Genomic DNA, 14389 nt, shown 5'->3' with positions numbered 1-14389 from the left:
TTGTCTGATGCGTTTACTGTAGAGAATAGCCGCTATTTGGCTATCGCAGTATATTTGGCCTCGCCGAGCGGCGAGGTGAAAGCATTATGGGTGAGGCGAAAGCCGGTGTACAGGCTATCCCGCTGTCCTGTCCGAACGATAAGAAAAAAAGTGCGAACGCGAAAGTTCAGCATCCGGCCGGGTGTTACGATCGTTTTTTTTCATGATGGTGACATAATGACTTCTTACCGGACAAACCGCAGCCAGGTGAGCCTATTGGCTGCGTTGACGATCGCGTTATTTTTTATCTTGTTGAACAGCGGCTCTCCCACGCCGTTATATCCCTTATATCAACAAACCTTTGCCCTGAGTAATATCGACCTGACCTTCATTTTCTCTTCTTACGGGTTTGGCGTATTGCTGGCCTTGTTTTTATCACGCAGGCTCACCATCACCGATAACAATGCCCGGTTGCTGGTGGTGGCTTCGCTAGTGTTGGTGGTGGTGCCAACGCTGTGCTTTTCCATGGTTCGCTCTTTGCAGGCGCTGTGTCTTTTCAGGTTTATTTCCGGCTTGGGGGCCGGCACGGCCACGGCCATCATCAACATCTTGTTGATCAAGTTCAGCCGTGGCGACAGCGCCAAACGCGCCGCGCTGCTGGGCAGCTTGGCGTTGGTGACCGGCCTGGCGCTCGGGCCGGTGATCGGCAGCGTTTATGCTCAGCTGGCGTTTTACCCGCTCACCGCGCCGGCAATGACCGTTGCCGCGTTGGTTTTACTCTCCGCGATCGCCATCGTTCTGCTTTGGCCGAAGACAGGATTGCCTGCCCTCGGCGTTGCGGACACGAAAACGGCAGAAAAGGGCGCCGGTTTTAGCCAACCGCTGTTCTATCTGTTGGCGCTGTGCGTGTTTATCTCCTGGTCATACGCTGCGCTGATCCTGTCGCTGGGGCCGACGGCCGCGATCCATGTCTTCGGGCTTAAATCAGCCGCTGATTTTGGCTATATCGCCACCGGGTATTTACTGGTGGCCGGCGTGGTGCAGTTCACGATCCCGCGTTTTCTTCAGCCTGAATTTTCTTTAGTGTTGGGGCTGATTGCGCAGGTTTTCTCCATGGTCATGATGACCATGGCGCTCGAGAGCGGTTCTGTGGCCGGTGCGGCGGTGAGCCTGGCGCTGTCCGGCTTCTCGTATGGCGCGGTTTTTGTGGGCGGCGCTATTCTGGTCAACAAGCTCTCACTCGCGGCGCCGGGATGGAACGCGGTATCGAAGTTTTACTTTATCGTCTATTTGTTCAATATCACGCCGCCGGCCGCAGGCTGGCTGGCGGATAACATAGGGGTATTGAGCGCCTTGCTGGCCGCTATTGCCCTTTTTATGGCGATATATATCGCCTTTGCCGCGCTGGCGCTGTGGGCGCTGTTGTTGAGAAAGGCGTGATGGGGGAATGGCTTTACAAAGCCCCCTGGCTTTCCATAAACTTGGCGGCGTGTTTAGACGATGAGCGTTGGCAATTGCCGCATAATAACGGCGGCCCGGCGAGCAATCTGGTTCTGACACGCACATGTTCTACATATGTTCAGGTAAGAGAACGGCCCCATCGGTTTTTGCCGGCGCCCCGGATACCGGCGTCGCAGTGAGGATGGGGTGATGCTGTGCCGGCACCAGTGAAGAGAGCAATATCCGCCTTCACCGGCAGCCTCACGCATAGGTTACTGACCTGTTGATGAATTCTTAGATGGCCCGCCGTCTAACTCATTACAGGATTAACATATTGCGATGCTTACCCTAAATCATTCCCCCGTTTCACCGCGTTTTTTACCGCATTCACTCCCCCTTCAACGGAGCCTTGGCACCGATTTCGCCACTCAGGGTTCGCGAAAGCTTGGCTCGTTGGCCCGCATAAATAACCATTGAGAATCATTTTATGGAATGGAATGTAAACCAAACCAGGCTCTGCCGAGCGCAGATGGTTTCTCTGCCGAAGGCGGAAGTGCATGTGCATCTGGAGGGCTGTTTTGATCCGGAACAGCTCGCGGTCTGGGCGTTATCCTCAGGGATACCGATGCCCAGAAAGCAGGACGAACTACTGAATTTTAACGGGCTTGCCGATTTTCTCGCGTTCCTCGACTGGTCCTGTGGCCTGGTGAGCAGCCGCGAACGCCTGGCGCAGTTAAGCTACTCCTATGCGCAACGGCTGTCGCAGAATGGCGGACTGTACGCCGATCTTATTTTCAACCCGACCCATTGGAAAACGTGGCGCGGCAGGCTCGGTGAGATGATCGACGCGATTGACGCCGGTTTGCGCGCGGCCGAAGAAGATGGATTGGCGTCCGTTGGGCTGTGCGTCAGTTTGCTACGCCAGCAAACGGCTGCCGAGGCCAGTGAGCTGGTGGATTTTTTAACCGCACTGCGGCACCCCAGAGTGGTCGCGCTGTCCATCGATGGCAATGAGGCCGCCACCAAAGGCAGCGGTACGCGTTTCGCGCAGGCTTTCGCCCGGGCGGGCAGGGCCGGGTTGAAGCGAACCGTGCATGCCGGAGAGTCGAGCGGTGCAGAGGGCGTGCGCGATGCCATCCTGCTGTTGGGGGCCGATCGCATCGATCACGGCGTGCGGGCGATAGATGACCCGGCTGTCGTGGCGCTGTTGGCTGAACGACGGATCCCTATCGGCGTATGCCTGACCTCGAATATCAAACTTGGCGTCTATCCCCGCTACGCAGAACATCCGCTGCGCTGGCTGCGTGACGCCGGGGTCATCACGACCATCAATACCGACGACCCGGTACTATTACAAACCACGCTGGTGGATGAATACCTCATCTGTCAGGACGAATTTGAATTTTCCCCCCATGACATCGTCGATGTGGCCCTCAATTCTTTGGCTGCCAGTTTCGCCAGTGACGAGGCAAAAATGACGTATCGGAAGAAAATGGATTCTTGGGTTGCTTCTCTTAATACAGAAAATGGAGACAAGCGGTGAACGAGAAGAAAATAAAATTATATTTTGATTGCGATACCGGCATTGATGATGCGATGGCTCTGGGCTATTTGCTCGCAGAAAGTGACAAAGTGGATATTCTGGCGATCGGCACGGTTTGCGGCAACGTCGCCGCCGATGCCGGGGCCAGAAATACGCTGGAGCTCGCCCGCCTGGCCGGTTTTCCCGCGATCCCCGTCGCCGTGGGGGAACGAGATTACCTGCGCCATGCATATCTTTGCGATGTGCAGCATATACACGGTGACAACGGCATTGGCGATATCGCGCTGGAAGCTTCAGACGCCAAACTGGCGTCGCTGTCGGCCCCCGAACTGCTGGTTGAGCTGGCCAGAGCGCACCCAGGGGAGCTGGATATCTTGGCGACCGGCCCGTTGACCAACATCGCCAAAGCCTTGCAGCTTGAGCCCGCGTTAGGGGAACTTATCGGCACGCTGACAATTATGGGCGGCGCGGCGCTGGCGCCCGGCAACAGAACGCCCGTTGCGGAGGCGAATATTGCCTGCGATCCGGATGCGGCGGCCATGGTCTTTAAAGCGATGAAGAATATCGTCATGGTGCCGCTTGATGTCACCATGTCGCATACCTTTGAAGAGGCGGATCGGCTCAAACTGCTGTCGGCCGAGAGCCGATTTGCGCAGGCGATAGGGCGAATGCTTGAGCGGTATATCCAGTTCTATATCAATACCTACGGCCGCAAAGCCTGTGCGCTGCACGATCCGGTGGCGGCGGTGTTGGCGGTACAGGGTATCAGCGCCTGCCTTGCGCCTAACGTGAAGGTGACGATCGATGATTCTGACGGGCCAGGCCGCGGGCAAACCCTGTGTGACATGCGGGGGCGATATATGAACTATCCGCCGCAGCGCGATGCCAACTGCCATGTGGTGTTAAGCACCGAGCTTAATATGTCGGAATTGCTGCTCGCGAAGCTGTTATCGCTGCCAGCGGAGCCGCATAAACAGTAAAGCGAAAAGGCGCGCGGGCCGGATTAGCCTGCGCGCTTCTCGACCAGAAAGTCCAGCAGCGCCCTGACCTTGGAAGACATGTGCTCACGGGAGGGAATGTACAGATAGAAGCCGGGGAAGGGCTGCGACCAGGCCTGCAGTATCCGCACTAACTCACCGCGTTCCACCATCGCTTTCACGGCGAAATCAAAGTGCTGAATAATGCCGACGTGCTGTAATGCGGTGCGGATCATGCCGTCGTCGTCGTTGGTGATCACGCTGCCTTTCGGTTCGACGGAAAAGGTATGGCGCGCGTGCCGCTCGACGGTGGAGAACTCCCATTGATAAATGGCGCCGCTGGTTGCGTGGCGAAAAGCGATACAGTTGTGGTTGACCAGATCCGCCGGCGTGGCGGGCGTGCCGTAACGGCTGAGGTACTGCGGCGTGGCCACCGCCGCCAGCGCGACCTGTGGCGTGATGGGGATCGCCACCATATGCTCGGCGAGGCTTTCACCCAGCCGAATGCCGGCGTCGTAACCTTCGGAAATGATGCTGGCCATGCCGTCGTCCATCACCAGTTCAAGCTTCAGCCTGGGGTAGCGCATCAGGAATTCGCCGATATGCGGTTCGATAAAGTGCTTGGCGGCCGTGCGCGAAGTGTTTATCCGCAGCAGCCCCGCCGGTTCATGGCGGCTCTCTTCCAACGTGCCGACGGCGTGCTCGATCGTGCTGAGGGCGGGCGTCAGGGCTTCCAGCAGGCGTTGCCCTTCCTCGGTGAGCGACATATCGCGGGTGGTGCGGTAGAGCAGCTTGACGTTCAGCTGTTTTTCCAACGCCTTCAGGTTTTGCGACAGCGCGGCGCGGGAAACGCCCATTTGGGCCGCCGCTTTGGTAAAGCTGCGGTGCTGCGCGATATGCGCGAACCACGCCAGTGAAGGAAGCAGGGAAGGATCCATCGAGATGCCCGCATTGTAAATTACAGCTTAACACTGTAGTCCATTCTCTGGGCTTATCAAAGAACAATACGGCGTATAAAGTGAGCGTTATCCCAGCGGAAGCGATGCCGAGCGCGTTTCCCGAGCCAGCAACCCTGTGAGGAACTCATGATGAAAACGGTCAAAATCAAACGTCAGTATTGGGACATCGCGGCGGATATCCACTTCCCGCCGGATTTCGACGAGCGGAAAAAGTACCCGGCGATCATCAGCGCCCATCCAATTGGCAGCTGTAAAGAGCAGACCTCGGGCACTGTCTATGGGGCGGCGCTGGCGAAAGCCGGCTTTGTGGTCATCGCGTTTGACGCCAGCTTCCAGGGCGAGAGCGGCGGCGAACCGCGCTTTATCGAAGATCCCCCCCAGCGCGTGGAAGATTTTCGCGTCGTGACCGATTATCTGGTGACGCTGGACTACGTTGACGACCAGCGTATCGGCGTGCTCGGCATCTGCGGCGGCGGCGGTTACGCCATCAATGCTTCGATGACCGAGCGGCGCATCAAAGCGGTGGCGACCATTACCGGTGCCAACTATGGCCGGGTGATGCGCGAGGGCGTGTTGGCCAACGGCGATCCTGTGGCTTTCCTGGAGGATATTGCCCGGCAGCGTACCGCAGAAGCGCGCGGCGCGGCGTTGCGTGTGGATGTGGGCCTGTACCCGAGCGTTGAGGCGGCGCAACAAGACGGTGCCGATATCGATCTGCGCGAGGCGACGGAATACTACCGTACGGCGCGCGGCGAGAAGCCGAACGGCGTAAACAAAACGCTGTATTCCCGTAACGCGGTAGCCGTGGGCTGGGACGCGTTCCACCTGGCGGAAGTGCTGCTGACCCAGCCGCTGTTGGTGATTGTCGGCAGCAAACCCGGCCTGTTCGGCGCGCTGCGTGACGGCTATGAGATTGTGCGCCGCGCCAAGTCGCAGCACAAAGAGCTGGTGGTGGTAGAAGGATGGTCACATTACGATCTCTACGACAAACCGGAGCCGGTAGCTCAGGCGCTGGAGAAGCTGGTGCCGTTCTTTAAAGCGACGCTATAAGCGTCGGGCCGGAGGCGAGGGAGGTTTCTCCCTCGCCGTGGCGTCAGCGGCTGCGCCGCGACATCACCCGTTTGTCTTTCGGCCGATCCTGCCAGTCTTCAACCTGGTTATTGAAGTTGTCCGCCAGCAGGTAGGCCGGGGTTTTCGCCAGCCAGTCGGACAACGAAATGTCCTGATAGATACCGTTGTCCATCACGATCAATACCTTCAAATCCTCATCGCCGATGTTCTCGATGTAATGGCCGAAGCCCTGCGGCACGTAGCCGACGTCTGAAGGCGCGTACTCTTCCGTCTGCGCGTGGCCGTGCGAGCTGAACACCGTCATGCGGCCCTTACCGGAAATATAGTATTGCCATTCGTTGGCATTGGGGTGCCAGTGCAATTCCCGGATCGCGCCGGGTTTCACGATCTCGATGATGCCGGTCATGGTGGTGGAGATGGGGAATTCTTTCGACGACACCAAATGCACGCTGCCGGCGTCATTTTCAAAGAACGGTTTTTGCTTCATTAATTCATAGCGGTGTGCCAGCGGGGCGTTATTTAATCCGCCGTCGTTTTTCGGTAATGGCAAGGCGGGCGGAACGGCGCCACCGACAATATAAGCCTCGCCCTGTTTGGCCTTGGAAAATACCGCCGCCGGCATGTCGACGCTTTTTTCCAATACCTCTTTCGGCATATGCGCCACCCAATCGGTGATGCTGAAGGTGCCGAATTCGGAGAAGTGCCCGTTATCGAACGCCAGAATAAAATGCGCGCCGTCCGCCAACGCCTGAATGGAATGGCCGTAACCTTTCGGGAAATACCAGACGTCGCCGGGGCCGAAATCTGCCACCTCACATTTTCCTTCAGGATCGAGGATGGTGATGCGCGCATGGCCTTCCAGCATGAACGCCCATTCGGCGGCGATGGCATGCCAGTGCAGTTCGCGCACGCCGCCCGGCTCCAGCGTCATGTCGACGCCGGCTACGCCCTCGGAGATCGGAAACTGCTCGACGGTGGCTTCGCGCGCCCAGCCGCTGGGCAGGCTGCGTTTTTTGCTGTCGGTGAATTTGTATTTATAGAGATGCTGGGCATCGGCAGGTGGCTGGTAGCTGCTGGGGGGCACGATATTGCGATGGTCGTCGGCAGCGGCATTTTTGGCGATGCCGCCGATCATGCCGGCGGCGGCCGCACTGACGGCGGAGACTTTCAATATATCACGACGCGATAGCATAGCTTTTTCTCCAATATAAAACCGTGCGCCTGCAGAGGCAGGCGACAGGGAAGGCGCGATCGCCATTGAAATGGTTTTTGTCATCGGCGGGATTTTGCTGTGACCCTTAAATCCTAGCGGCTGGCGTTTATTAGGTAGGCGCTTATTTGTTTGCGTTTGTTACTAAGTGAGTGCGGGTTTAATTAATTCATCGGAAGTTGAATAGTCATTAATAGGAATTAAATTTAATCGCCGATAGGTTTAAATAGATAATAAACGAACGTCATTTTTTATTGGCCGTTCGGGCTATTTGTTATGACTGCCCCACGGTCTCCAGCACCAGCTGACGAAAGCGCTCGACGATCGGCGAAGCCGGGCTGCGGCGCAGCGCCAGGTAAAGCGGGGCGCTGAGCTGCGCTTCTTCGGCGAGGGGGCGGTAGACGATGCCGTCGCCGCCCAGCCGCCGCATCGAGCCGGGCACGATTGACAGCCCCAGCCCGGCGCCGACCAGGCTGAGGGTTGCCGGCAGGCGCGGCGCTTCCTGCACGATGCGCGGGCTGAAGCCGGCGCGGTGGCAGGCGGCCAGGATGGCGTCGTACAGCCCCTGGCCGGCCGGGCGGCGATAGAGAATAAAGGCCTCGTGGGCCAGTTCGGCCAGCGGCAGCGGCTGCTGCGTCTCTTGCGCTAGCCGGTGGCCCAGCGGCAGGGCGACGATCATCGGCTCACTGAGCACCGGTTCCACGCTCAGGCCGGGAATGCCGCTGGCCGGCGAGCGCACGAAGGCAGCGTCGAGGCGTTGTTCCAGCAACGCCTCCATCAGCTCGCCGCTGCCGGCCTCTTCCAGTTGGGTGGTGATGCCCGGCAGAATGTCGCGATAGCGGCGCAGCAGGTTGGGCACGAACGGGTGCAGCGCGGCGGAGCTGGTGAAACCGATGGCGATGTGGCCCTGTTCGCCACGGGCGGCGCGCTGGACCGCTTCGCGCAGGCGTTCGGCGCGCGCCAGCAGGGCGCGGGCTTCCTCGAACAACACGCCGCCCGCTTCGGTGACGCGCACGCCGCGCGGCAGGCGCTGCAACAATTTCACGCCCAGTTCGTCTTCCAGCCCCTGCAACAGGCGGGTGAGCGGCGGTTGCTGGATAAACAGCCGCTCGGCGGCGCGAGTGATGTTGCCTTCTTCCACCACGGTGACGAACGCCCGCAGGCGACGCAGTTCGATCATAGCCATACCTCAAAGGTATCTTTAGTTGTTCTGGAATGCATTAGACATCATGGCACGGCGGCGCGCATGATACCAGACATCAAAACAAGCGATGTGGAACGGCAATGTCATGTCAGATATCAATACGTTAAAACCGCACCCGGCGGCAGCGCCGGGCAACGCGGAGCTGTTTTTAGGCTTTCTGTGGCTGGGGCTGATTGGCTTTGGCGGCGTGTTGCCGCTGGCACGCAGCATGTTGGTGGAGCGCCGGCGCTGGCTGAGCGGCGAACAGTTCACCGAGCTGCTCGGGCTGTGCCAGTTTCTGCCCGGCGGCAATGTGATCAACCTGTCGGTGGCGGTGGGGATGGAGTTTCGCGGGCTGCGCGGCGCGCTGTGCGCTTTGCTGGGCCTGATCAGCGCGCCGACGGCGATCGTGGTGGGACTGGGCGTGGTCTATGCCCGTTTCCAAAACGATCCCCACGTTCAACATGTGTTCGCCGGTCTGGCCGCCGCCGCCGCCGGGTTACTGCTCTCGACCGGGATTAAGATGCTGCTGCCGCTGCGCGGCAAGTGGGCGGCGCTGGCGATTGTGGCGCTGGCCTTGATCGCCATCGCCTGGCTGCGGCTGCCGCTGCTGCCGACCATGCTGGTGCTGGCGCCGCTGAGCATTCTGCTGATGTGGCGGTGGCCGTCATGAGCGGGGTGTTGATTGCGCTGGCGCTGATCTTCACCGAGCTCTCTCTGCTGGCGTTCGGCGGTGGCATGACCATTCTGCCGGAGATGCAGCGGCAGGTGGTGGAGGTGCATCAGTGGATGAGCGCCCAGGAGTTCAGCGCGCTGTTCGCCATGGCGCAGGCCGCGCCGGGGCCGAACATGATGATCGTGCCGCTGGTTGGCTGGCATGTGGCGGGTTGGGCGGGGCTGCTGGTATCTTCGGTCGCCAAGTTTGGGCCGTCTTCCATCGTCACGCTGCTGGTGATGGGCGCCTGGCGGCGCTTTAAGGATCGCCCGTGGCGCCGCATCGTGCAGGCCGGGCTGGTGCCGCTCACCGTGGGGTTGGTGGCGGCCAGCGGCCTTTTGATCGCCGAGGCTTCCGCGCCCAATTGGCGGTTGGCGGCGATCGTGGCGCTGGCGACGGGATTGAGCATGAGCAAGCGCCTCCATCCGCTGTGGGTGCTGGCGGGCGGCGCGCTGCTCGGCTTGCTGTTCGCCTAAGGGATTAGCGCGGGATCAGCACAAAGCGCGAAGGGCCGTTGCGGTCGATCAGCTCATAGCGCTTCGGCGCGGTCAGGGCCAGAAACGCCACCATGCTCCCTTCGGCGTCGGTCAGCGTCATGCCGTCCGGCGTCGGCCGCCAGGCGACCGGCAGCGCGTGCAGTGCTAACGGCTGCAGGCACTGGGCGGAGGCGGTGAAGCGGAAAGCGTTGGTGTTGGCTACCGCTTCGTCGCTCAGCTGCACCTCGCAGACGGTTTTACCGTCGCCGATGGCGGCGAGCTGCCAGTCGCCCTTCAGCGCGGCGGGTTCCAACAACGGCAGTGAACTGCCCAGGGCACTGCTGCACAATACGCTCATAACGACTCCTGTCAGGCTGGCGCGGCGCAAGGCGCGCATAAGGAAATGGGTTGGCATCGGGTCACTCCTTTCGGCTGTCCGTTCACACCTTAGCACGTTCCCAGCGGGATGATGAGGCAAGGATTAGGTTTTTTAATCCTCGATAATTCTGATCTAACCGGCGATACCATGCCTATAAAGACGAGTCATTAGCCCACCGATACGCTTATCTTTCTCATTAATACTGCGCTAATACAAATCGTTATGATTATTTCCGCCTTAACGCCCGGCGCGATGATGCGCGCCGGCGTGGGCTCGCGCCGTCGGGGGTAATGACTATACTGGTCAATCCTAAGTCATGTCTTAGATTAGAACGACTGATGAATAGTCTTACAAAGCGAGTGGATTCCTACTGTGTAAAAGGAGAATGCAATGAGCAGTCGCCACAACGACATTTTGCAAGATGACGATGAGTTCACCAGCCTGTCCGCCACATCCCCCAACGATCATAACTATCAGTTTTACTATCACCGACCCGGCAGCATCTATGATGGGTTAGGGTACGGCGCGCTGTTTACGCTGGATAACGCCAACCTGTACAGTAACCAGCGCGGCGGAGCAGCCATCAACAACCTGGGCAAAATCCGCGATAACTTCAGCTTCGATCGCGCCGCCGATCAGCTGACGCGACCGGGCCTGACGCACAACGGCGATCAGGTGTATCACCAGCCGGTGGCGCTGACCTATTCCTTTCTGACGCAGAGCGCGCTGAACCGCATCGGCCAGACCGGCGACGGTGACAAGGGGCTGCAGCCGCTGACCCTGGCGGCGCAGGCTCAGGCGCTGAAATCGATGCAGGCCTGGGCCGATGTGGCGAACGTAACCTTTACTGCGGCGGCGTCCACCGACATCAACCACCGCGCGGATATTACCTTCGCTTACTTCACCCAGCGCGCCGACGGCAGCACCGCCGCCGGCAGCGGCCCCAATGCCATCAACGCTTACGCCTATTACCCACCGAGCTCCAAAGCGGGCAGCGATAACGCCTTCGCCGGCACGGTATGGTTTAACAAAAACTTCGCCACCCATAAGGCGCCGGTTAGCGGCGACTTCAGCAGCCAGACCTTCACCCACGAGCTGGGCCATGCCCTGGGGCTGGCGCATCCGGGCTCTTATGACGCGTCGTTGGGCAACCCGAGTTACCAGAACGATGCGGCTTATTATCAGGATTCGCTGCAATACTCGATCATGAGCTATTTCAACGCCGGTTATACCGGCGCCGACACCAAAGGGGTATACGGCTATGGCCCGATGGTGGATGACATCGCCGCGATCCAGAAGCTGTACGGCGCCAACATGAACACTCGCACCGGCGACACGGTGTATGGCTTCAACTCCAACACTGGCCGTGATTTCCTGACCGCCACGGCGGACAACGGCAAACCGGTCAACTTCGCGGTGTGGGACGCCGGCGGCAACGACACGCTGGACTTCTCCGGCTACAGCCAGCAGCAGATGATCAACCTGAACGACGGCGCGTTTTCCAGCGTCGGCGGCGGCACGCAGAACGTCGCCATCGCGCGCGGGGCGATCATCGAGAACGCCATCGGCGGCAGCGGGCGCGATGTGATCATCGGCAACGATCAAGACAACCTGCTGGCGGGCAACGCCGGTTCCGATATCCTGTACGGCGGGCTGGGGGCGGATCATCTGTGGGGCGGCAAAGACGCCAATAATTTCACCGACTATTTCGTCTATCTCAGCGCCAAAGAGTCCACGGTGGCGGCGTTCGACGTGATTGAAGACTTCGAGCACGGCATCGACAAGATCGACCTCTCCGGCCTGCGTTTCAACAATAGCCTGAGCGAGCTGCGCTTTATCGACAGCGGCAGCGCCTTCAGCGGCCAGAAAGGCGAAATCCAACTCAACTTCGACGCCCTTAACGGCACCACCGATCTGTTGATGAACACCCACAGCAACAGCTACGCCGCCGACTTCAAGATCCACGTGGTCGGGCAGGTGGAGCAGAGCGATATTCTGTTTGCCTGAGGGTGATGAAGGGGAAAGAGAAAAGGGCCGAACGGCCCTTTTTTTACGACTGGGCCACTGCGCTTTCCACCGTGAAGTCGCCGGTGGTCACCTCGCCGGCGCGGTGGTAGTGGGCCACGATCACGCCGCCGGGTGAGACCACCGATTGGGCCAGCGTAAAGGCCGTCGGCGCAGCGTTTTCATCGAACAGCCGCTTGCCTGCGCCGAGCAGCACCGGGTAGGTGAGCAGGCGCAGTTCGTCCACCAGGTCGTTGGCCAGCAGCTGTTGCATCAGGGTGCTGCTGCCCTGCACCAGCAGCACCGGCCCCTGACCGCGTTTCAGCTCGCGCAGCCGGGCGATGATGTCCCGCCCCAGCCATTGGCTGTTCTGCCAAGCCAGCGTCTCGCCGTGATGAGTGGCGACGTACTTGGTGGCCTGATTGAACGTGCGGGCGATATCGGCCGAAAACGGGTCGGCCTCGTGGGTGATCTGCGGCCAGTAGCCGGCGAAAATATCGTAGGTGCGCCGCCCGAGCAGCAAGTCAAAAGGCGCCGAGAAAAGATCGCCCATCGTTTCCGCGACGGCGTCATCCCAGTAGGGGGCGGTCCAGCCGCCGAAGCGAAAGCCGCCGCTGCGGTCTTCCTCCTGCCCGCCCGGCGCCTGCATCACGCCGTCGAGGCTGACGAAGGCGCTGGCAATAATCTGTCGCATGGCTGTCTCCTGCCGTTGAGTGCCAGCTGAAAGTTTAGCCGCCGCGCGGCGGCTGCGCCAACCGGGCGCTCAGGGTTGCAGCGCCTTGAGCAGCGCCTGATGGAAACGCTCCGGCTCCTCCATCTGCGGCGCATGGCCGAGCCCGGCGAACTCGATCAGCGTGGCGTGCGGGATCAGTTTCGCCGCCTGTTTGCCTAACACGTCATAATGCCCGATCGCGGCCTTGATCGCCGGCGGGGCGATATCGCTGCCGATGGCGGTGGTGTCGGCGGTGCCGATCATCAAGGTGGTGGGCGTTTGCAGATCCTTGAACTCGTAATACACCGGCTGGGTGAAGATCATGTCGTAGATCAGCGCCGAGTTCCACGCCACCAGGCGGTGGCCCGGCCCGTTGTTCAGCCCGGCCAGCATATCCACCCAGCGATCGTACTCCGGCTTCCAGCGGCCGCCGTAATAGGTACGTTGCTCATAGTTGCGGATGCCCTCGGCGGTGGTGTTCAGCTCGCGCTCGAACCATTGATCGACGCTGCGCCACGGTACGCCTTTCGCCTTCCAGTCCTCCAGCCCGATCGGGTTGACCATCACCAGCCGTTCCACCGCCTGCGGGTACATCAGGCTGTAACGCGTGGCCAGCATGCCGCCGGTAGAGTGGCCGATGACGATGGCCTTGCTGATTTTAAGATTCTGCAGCAGCCCGTGGGTATTTTGCGCCAGCTGCTGAAAGCTGTACTGGTAATGCGCCGGTTTGGTGGAGGAACAAAAGCCGATCTGATCCGGCGCGATCACGCGGTAGCCGGCCTTGCTCAGCGCCTTGATGGTGTCCTGCCAGGTAGCGGCGCAGAAGTTTTTACCGTGCAGCAGCAGCGCGGTGCGGCCGTTGGCGGCGCCTTCCGGCGGCACGTCCATATAGCCCATCTTTAATGTCTGCCCCTGCGAGGCGAAGCTGAATTGCTGCAACGGATAGGGGTAGTGGAAGCCCTGCAGTTCCGGGCCGAACTTCGGCGTTTCGGCGGCGGCGGTAAACGCGGCCAGCGCGGCGCACAGCAGCGCGCTGCGGGTTAATCTCAACATCCTGATCTCCTGAAAAGGGCGATAGCCGAGTATAGCCACAATCAGGGCGTCGGCGCGCCGGTGGATTCAGATAATTCTGTAATGTGACGACTTGATTCCAGGCAAGGTTCCGGCCAGGGCCTTTTTCACAGTGAACGCGGTCACGCCGCGCAACATTGATGGCCTCTGATGGTTTTATTTCAAGGCTAAGTTATGCGATGCTTAAGCATTATTTATGCAAAAGGATCCTCGCATGTCCGCTTTATCCCGCTGCGCTTTCAGCGAAGGCAGCGTCGCTTTGCCGGAAGGTTATGCCGATCGCACCGTCAACGTACTGCTGGCCGGCGATGACGTTTCCCCCTCAATCAATATTTCCCGCGATGCGCTGCAGCCGGCGGAGAACCTGGAAAGCTACGTCACCCGCCAGCTCGATGCGCTGGCTCAGGGGCTGAAAGGCTGGGCGTTCAAAAGCCGCGAACCGGCGACGCTGGGCGATGGGCTGGCCGCCGGTGAATGGGTGCGCGCCAGCTACCTGCGCGACGGCAAACGCATCTGGCAAAACCAGGCGGTGTTCGCGCTGGCGGAGGGCCGGGTGCTGGTGTTCACCCTGGCGATGGCGCGCAAGCTGACGCCGCAAGACGACGCGCTGCTGCTGCAAGTGTTGAGCAGCTACCGGGCGGCATAACGATGAACTCTTCACGTAAAAGGA

The 14389-nt window shown here is 60.0% G+C and carries 14 protein-coding genes; 8 read left to right on the top strand and 6 right to left on the bottom strand.

Going from position 1 to position 14389, the window contains the following annotated elements:
* The first annotated feature begins 150 nt into the window (after positions 1-150).
* The 3 genes from ACRAWE_RS08025 (at position 151) to ACRAWE_RS08015 (ending at position 3942) form a co-directional block, all read left to right on the top strand.
* Positions 151-1419 carry an MFS transporter gene (locus ACRAWE_RS08025; protein ID WP_432525219.1) on the top strand — a complete coding sequence of 423 codons (1269 nt, stop codon included), beginning with the start codon at positions 151-153 and terminating at the stop codon, positions 1417-1419.
* Between the two features lie 487 nt (positions 1420-1906).
* Positions 1907-2962 (top strand): adenosine deaminase, encoded by a 1056-nt coding sequence (gene add, locus ACRAWE_RS08020; protein ID WP_063919419.1) that lies wholly within the window; start codon positions 1907-1909, stop codon positions 2960-2962.
* Positions 2959-3942 (top strand): nucleoside hydrolase, encoded by a 984-nt coding sequence (locus ACRAWE_RS08015; RefSeq protein ID WP_432525218.1) that lies wholly within the window; start codon positions 2959-2961, stop codon positions 3940-3942. The genes add and ACRAWE_RS08015 overlap by 4 nt, the downstream gene beginning before the upstream one ends.
* A gap of 23 nt (positions 3943-3965) precedes the next feature.
* Here the strand turns inward: ACRAWE_RS08015 and ACRAWE_RS08010 are convergent, their stop codons facing one another.
* Positions 3966-4877, bottom strand: a complete 912-nt coding sequence (locus tag ACRAWE_RS08010) for a LysR family transcriptional regulator (protein ID WP_211129403.1) — start codon at positions 4875-4877, stop codon at positions 3966-3968.
* Between the two features lie 150 nt (positions 4878-5027).
* Between ACRAWE_RS08010 and ACRAWE_RS08005 the strand changes: the two genes are divergently transcribed.
* Entirely contained in the window at positions 5028-5948 is a 921-nt protein-coding gene (locus ACRAWE_RS08005) for an alpha/beta hydrolase (RefSeq protein WP_432525217.1), read from the top strand.
* Between the two features lie 43 nt (positions 5949-5991).
* On the opposite strand, the gene ACRAWE_RS08000 is transcribed toward ACRAWE_RS08005, so the two are convergent.
* The gene (locus ACRAWE_RS08000; protein WP_211129401.1) at positions 5992-7161 is read right to left on the bottom strand and encodes a cupin domain-containing protein; all 1170 of its coding nucleotides are present in this window, start codon (positions 7159-7161) and stop codon (positions 5992-5994) included.
* 292 nt (positions 7162-7453) lie between these two features.
* Positions 7454-8365, bottom strand: coding sequence for a LysR family transcriptional regulator (locus ACRAWE_RS07995; protein ID WP_063919421.1), 912 nt, complete (start codon positions 8363-8365; stop codon positions 7454-7456).
* Between the two features lie 103 nt (positions 8366-8468).
* Between ACRAWE_RS07995 and ACRAWE_RS07990 the strand changes: the two genes are divergently transcribed.
* Both ACRAWE_RS07990 and ACRAWE_RS07985 read left to right on the top strand, forming a co-directional pair.
* On the top strand, positions 8469-9035 hold the full coding sequence (locus ACRAWE_RS07990) for a chromate transporter (protein ID WP_025159734.1): 567 nt from the start codon (positions 8469-8471) through the stop codon (positions 9033-9035).
* Positions 9032-9553: a chromate transporter gene (locus tag ACRAWE_RS07985; RefSeq protein WP_019456334.1), complete on the top strand. Its 522-nt coding sequence runs from the start codon at positions 9032-9034 to the stop codon at positions 9551-9553. Before ACRAWE_RS07990 ends, ACRAWE_RS07985 begins: the two co-directional genes overlap by 4 nt.
* 4 nt (positions 9554-9557) lie before the next feature.
* On the opposite strand, the gene ACRAWE_RS07980 is transcribed toward ACRAWE_RS07985, so the two are convergent.
* Positions 9558-9911 (bottom strand): protease inhibitor Inh/omp19 family protein, encoded by a 354-nt coding sequence (locus ACRAWE_RS07980; RefSeq protein WP_063919422.1) that lies wholly within the window; start codon positions 9909-9911, stop codon positions 9558-9560.
* 411 nt (positions 9912-10322) lie between these two features.
* On the opposite strand from ACRAWE_RS07980, the gene ACRAWE_RS07975 reads away from it, so the two are divergent.
* Positions 10323-11939: a serralysin family metalloprotease gene (locus ACRAWE_RS07975; RefSeq protein WP_432525216.1), complete on the top strand. Its 1617-nt coding sequence runs from the start codon at positions 10323-10325 to the stop codon at positions 11937-11939.
* 43 nt (positions 11940-11982) lie between these two features.
* On the opposite strand, the gene ACRAWE_RS07970 is transcribed toward ACRAWE_RS07975, so the two are convergent.
* Together ACRAWE_RS07970 and ACRAWE_RS07965 are read right to left on the bottom strand one after the other, a co-directional pair.
* Entirely contained in the window at positions 11983-12630 is a 648-nt protein-coding gene (locus tag ACRAWE_RS07970; protein WP_432525215.1) for a dihydrofolate reductase family protein, read from the bottom strand.
* 69 nt (positions 12631-12699) lie between these two features.
* Positions 12700-13701, bottom strand: a complete 1002-nt coding sequence (locus ACRAWE_RS07965) for an alpha/beta fold hydrolase (RefSeq protein ID WP_432525214.1) — start codon at positions 13699-13701, stop codon at positions 12700-12702.
* A 232-nt stretch (positions 13702-13933) separates the two neighbouring features.
* Here ACRAWE_RS07965 and ACRAWE_RS07960 point away from each other — a divergent pair, with 232 nt between their 5' ends.
* Entirely contained in the window at positions 13934-14365 is a 432-nt protein-coding gene (locus ACRAWE_RS07960; RefSeq protein ID WP_063919426.1) for a DcrB-related protein, read from the top strand.
* The last annotated feature ends 24 nt before the right edge of the window (positions 14366-14389 follow it).

Source organism: Serratia sp. BFP-2025 (assembly GCF_050880365.1).
Classification (GTDB): domain Bacteria; phylum Pseudomonadota; class Gammaproteobacteria; order Enterobacterales; family Enterobacteriaceae; genus Serratia; species Serratia surfactantfaciens.
The sequence above is the reverse complement of the archived record's forward strand: the minus strand, read 5'-3'. Positions and strand labels throughout refer to the sequence as shown.

What these genes read in the sequence shown, in the direction of transcription:
- add (WP_063919419.1), top strand. Translation starts at nt 1,907, where the DNA reads ATGGAATGGAATGTAAACCAAACCAGGCTCTGCCGAGCGCAGATGGTT.
- ACRAWE_RS08010 (WP_211129403.1), bottom strand. Translation starts at nt 4,877, where the DNA reads ATGGATCCTTCCCTGCTTCCTTCACTGGCGTGGTTCGCGCATATCGCG.
- ACRAWE_RS08005 (WP_432525217.1), top strand. Translation starts at nt 5,028, where the DNA reads ATGAAAACGGTCAAAATCAAACGTCAGTATTGGGACATCGCGGCGGAT.
- ACRAWE_RS08000 (WP_211129401.1), bottom strand. Translation starts at nt 7,161, where the DNA reads ATGCTATCGCGTCGTGATATATTGAAAGTCTCCGCCGTCAGTGCGGCC.
- ACRAWE_RS07995 (WP_063919421.1), bottom strand. Translation starts at nt 8,365, where the DNA reads ATGGCTATGATCGAACTGCGTCGCCTGCGGGCGTTCGTCACCGTGGTG.
- ACRAWE_RS07990 (WP_025159734.1), top strand. Translation starts at nt 8,469, where the DNA reads ATGTCAGATATCAATACGTTAAAACCGCACCCGGCGGCAGCGCCGGGC.
- ACRAWE_RS07985 (WP_019456334.1), top strand. Translation starts at nt 9,032, where the DNA reads ATGAGCGGGGTGTTGATTGCGCTGGCGCTGATCTTCACCGAGCTCTCT.
- ACRAWE_RS07980 (WP_063919422.1), bottom strand. Translation starts at nt 9,911, where the DNA reads ATGAGCGTATTGTGCAGCAGTGCCCTGGGCAGTTCACTGCCGTTGTTG.
- ACRAWE_RS07975 (WP_432525216.1), top strand. Translation starts at nt 10,323, where the DNA reads ATGAGCAGTCGCCACAACGACATTTTGCAAGATGACGATGAGTTCACC.
- ACRAWE_RS07970 (WP_432525215.1), bottom strand. Translation starts at nt 12,630, where the DNA reads ATGCGACAGATTATTGCCAGCGCCTTCGTCAGCCTCGACGGCGTGATG.
- ACRAWE_RS07965 (WP_432525214.1), bottom strand. Translation starts at nt 13,701, where the DNA reads ATGTTGAGATTAACCCGCAGCGCGCTGCTGTGCGCCGCGCTGGCCGCG.
- ACRAWE_RS07960 (WP_063919426.1), top strand. Translation starts at nt 13,934, where the DNA reads ATGTCCGCTTTATCCCGCTGCGCTTTCAGCGAAGGCAGCGTCGCTTTG.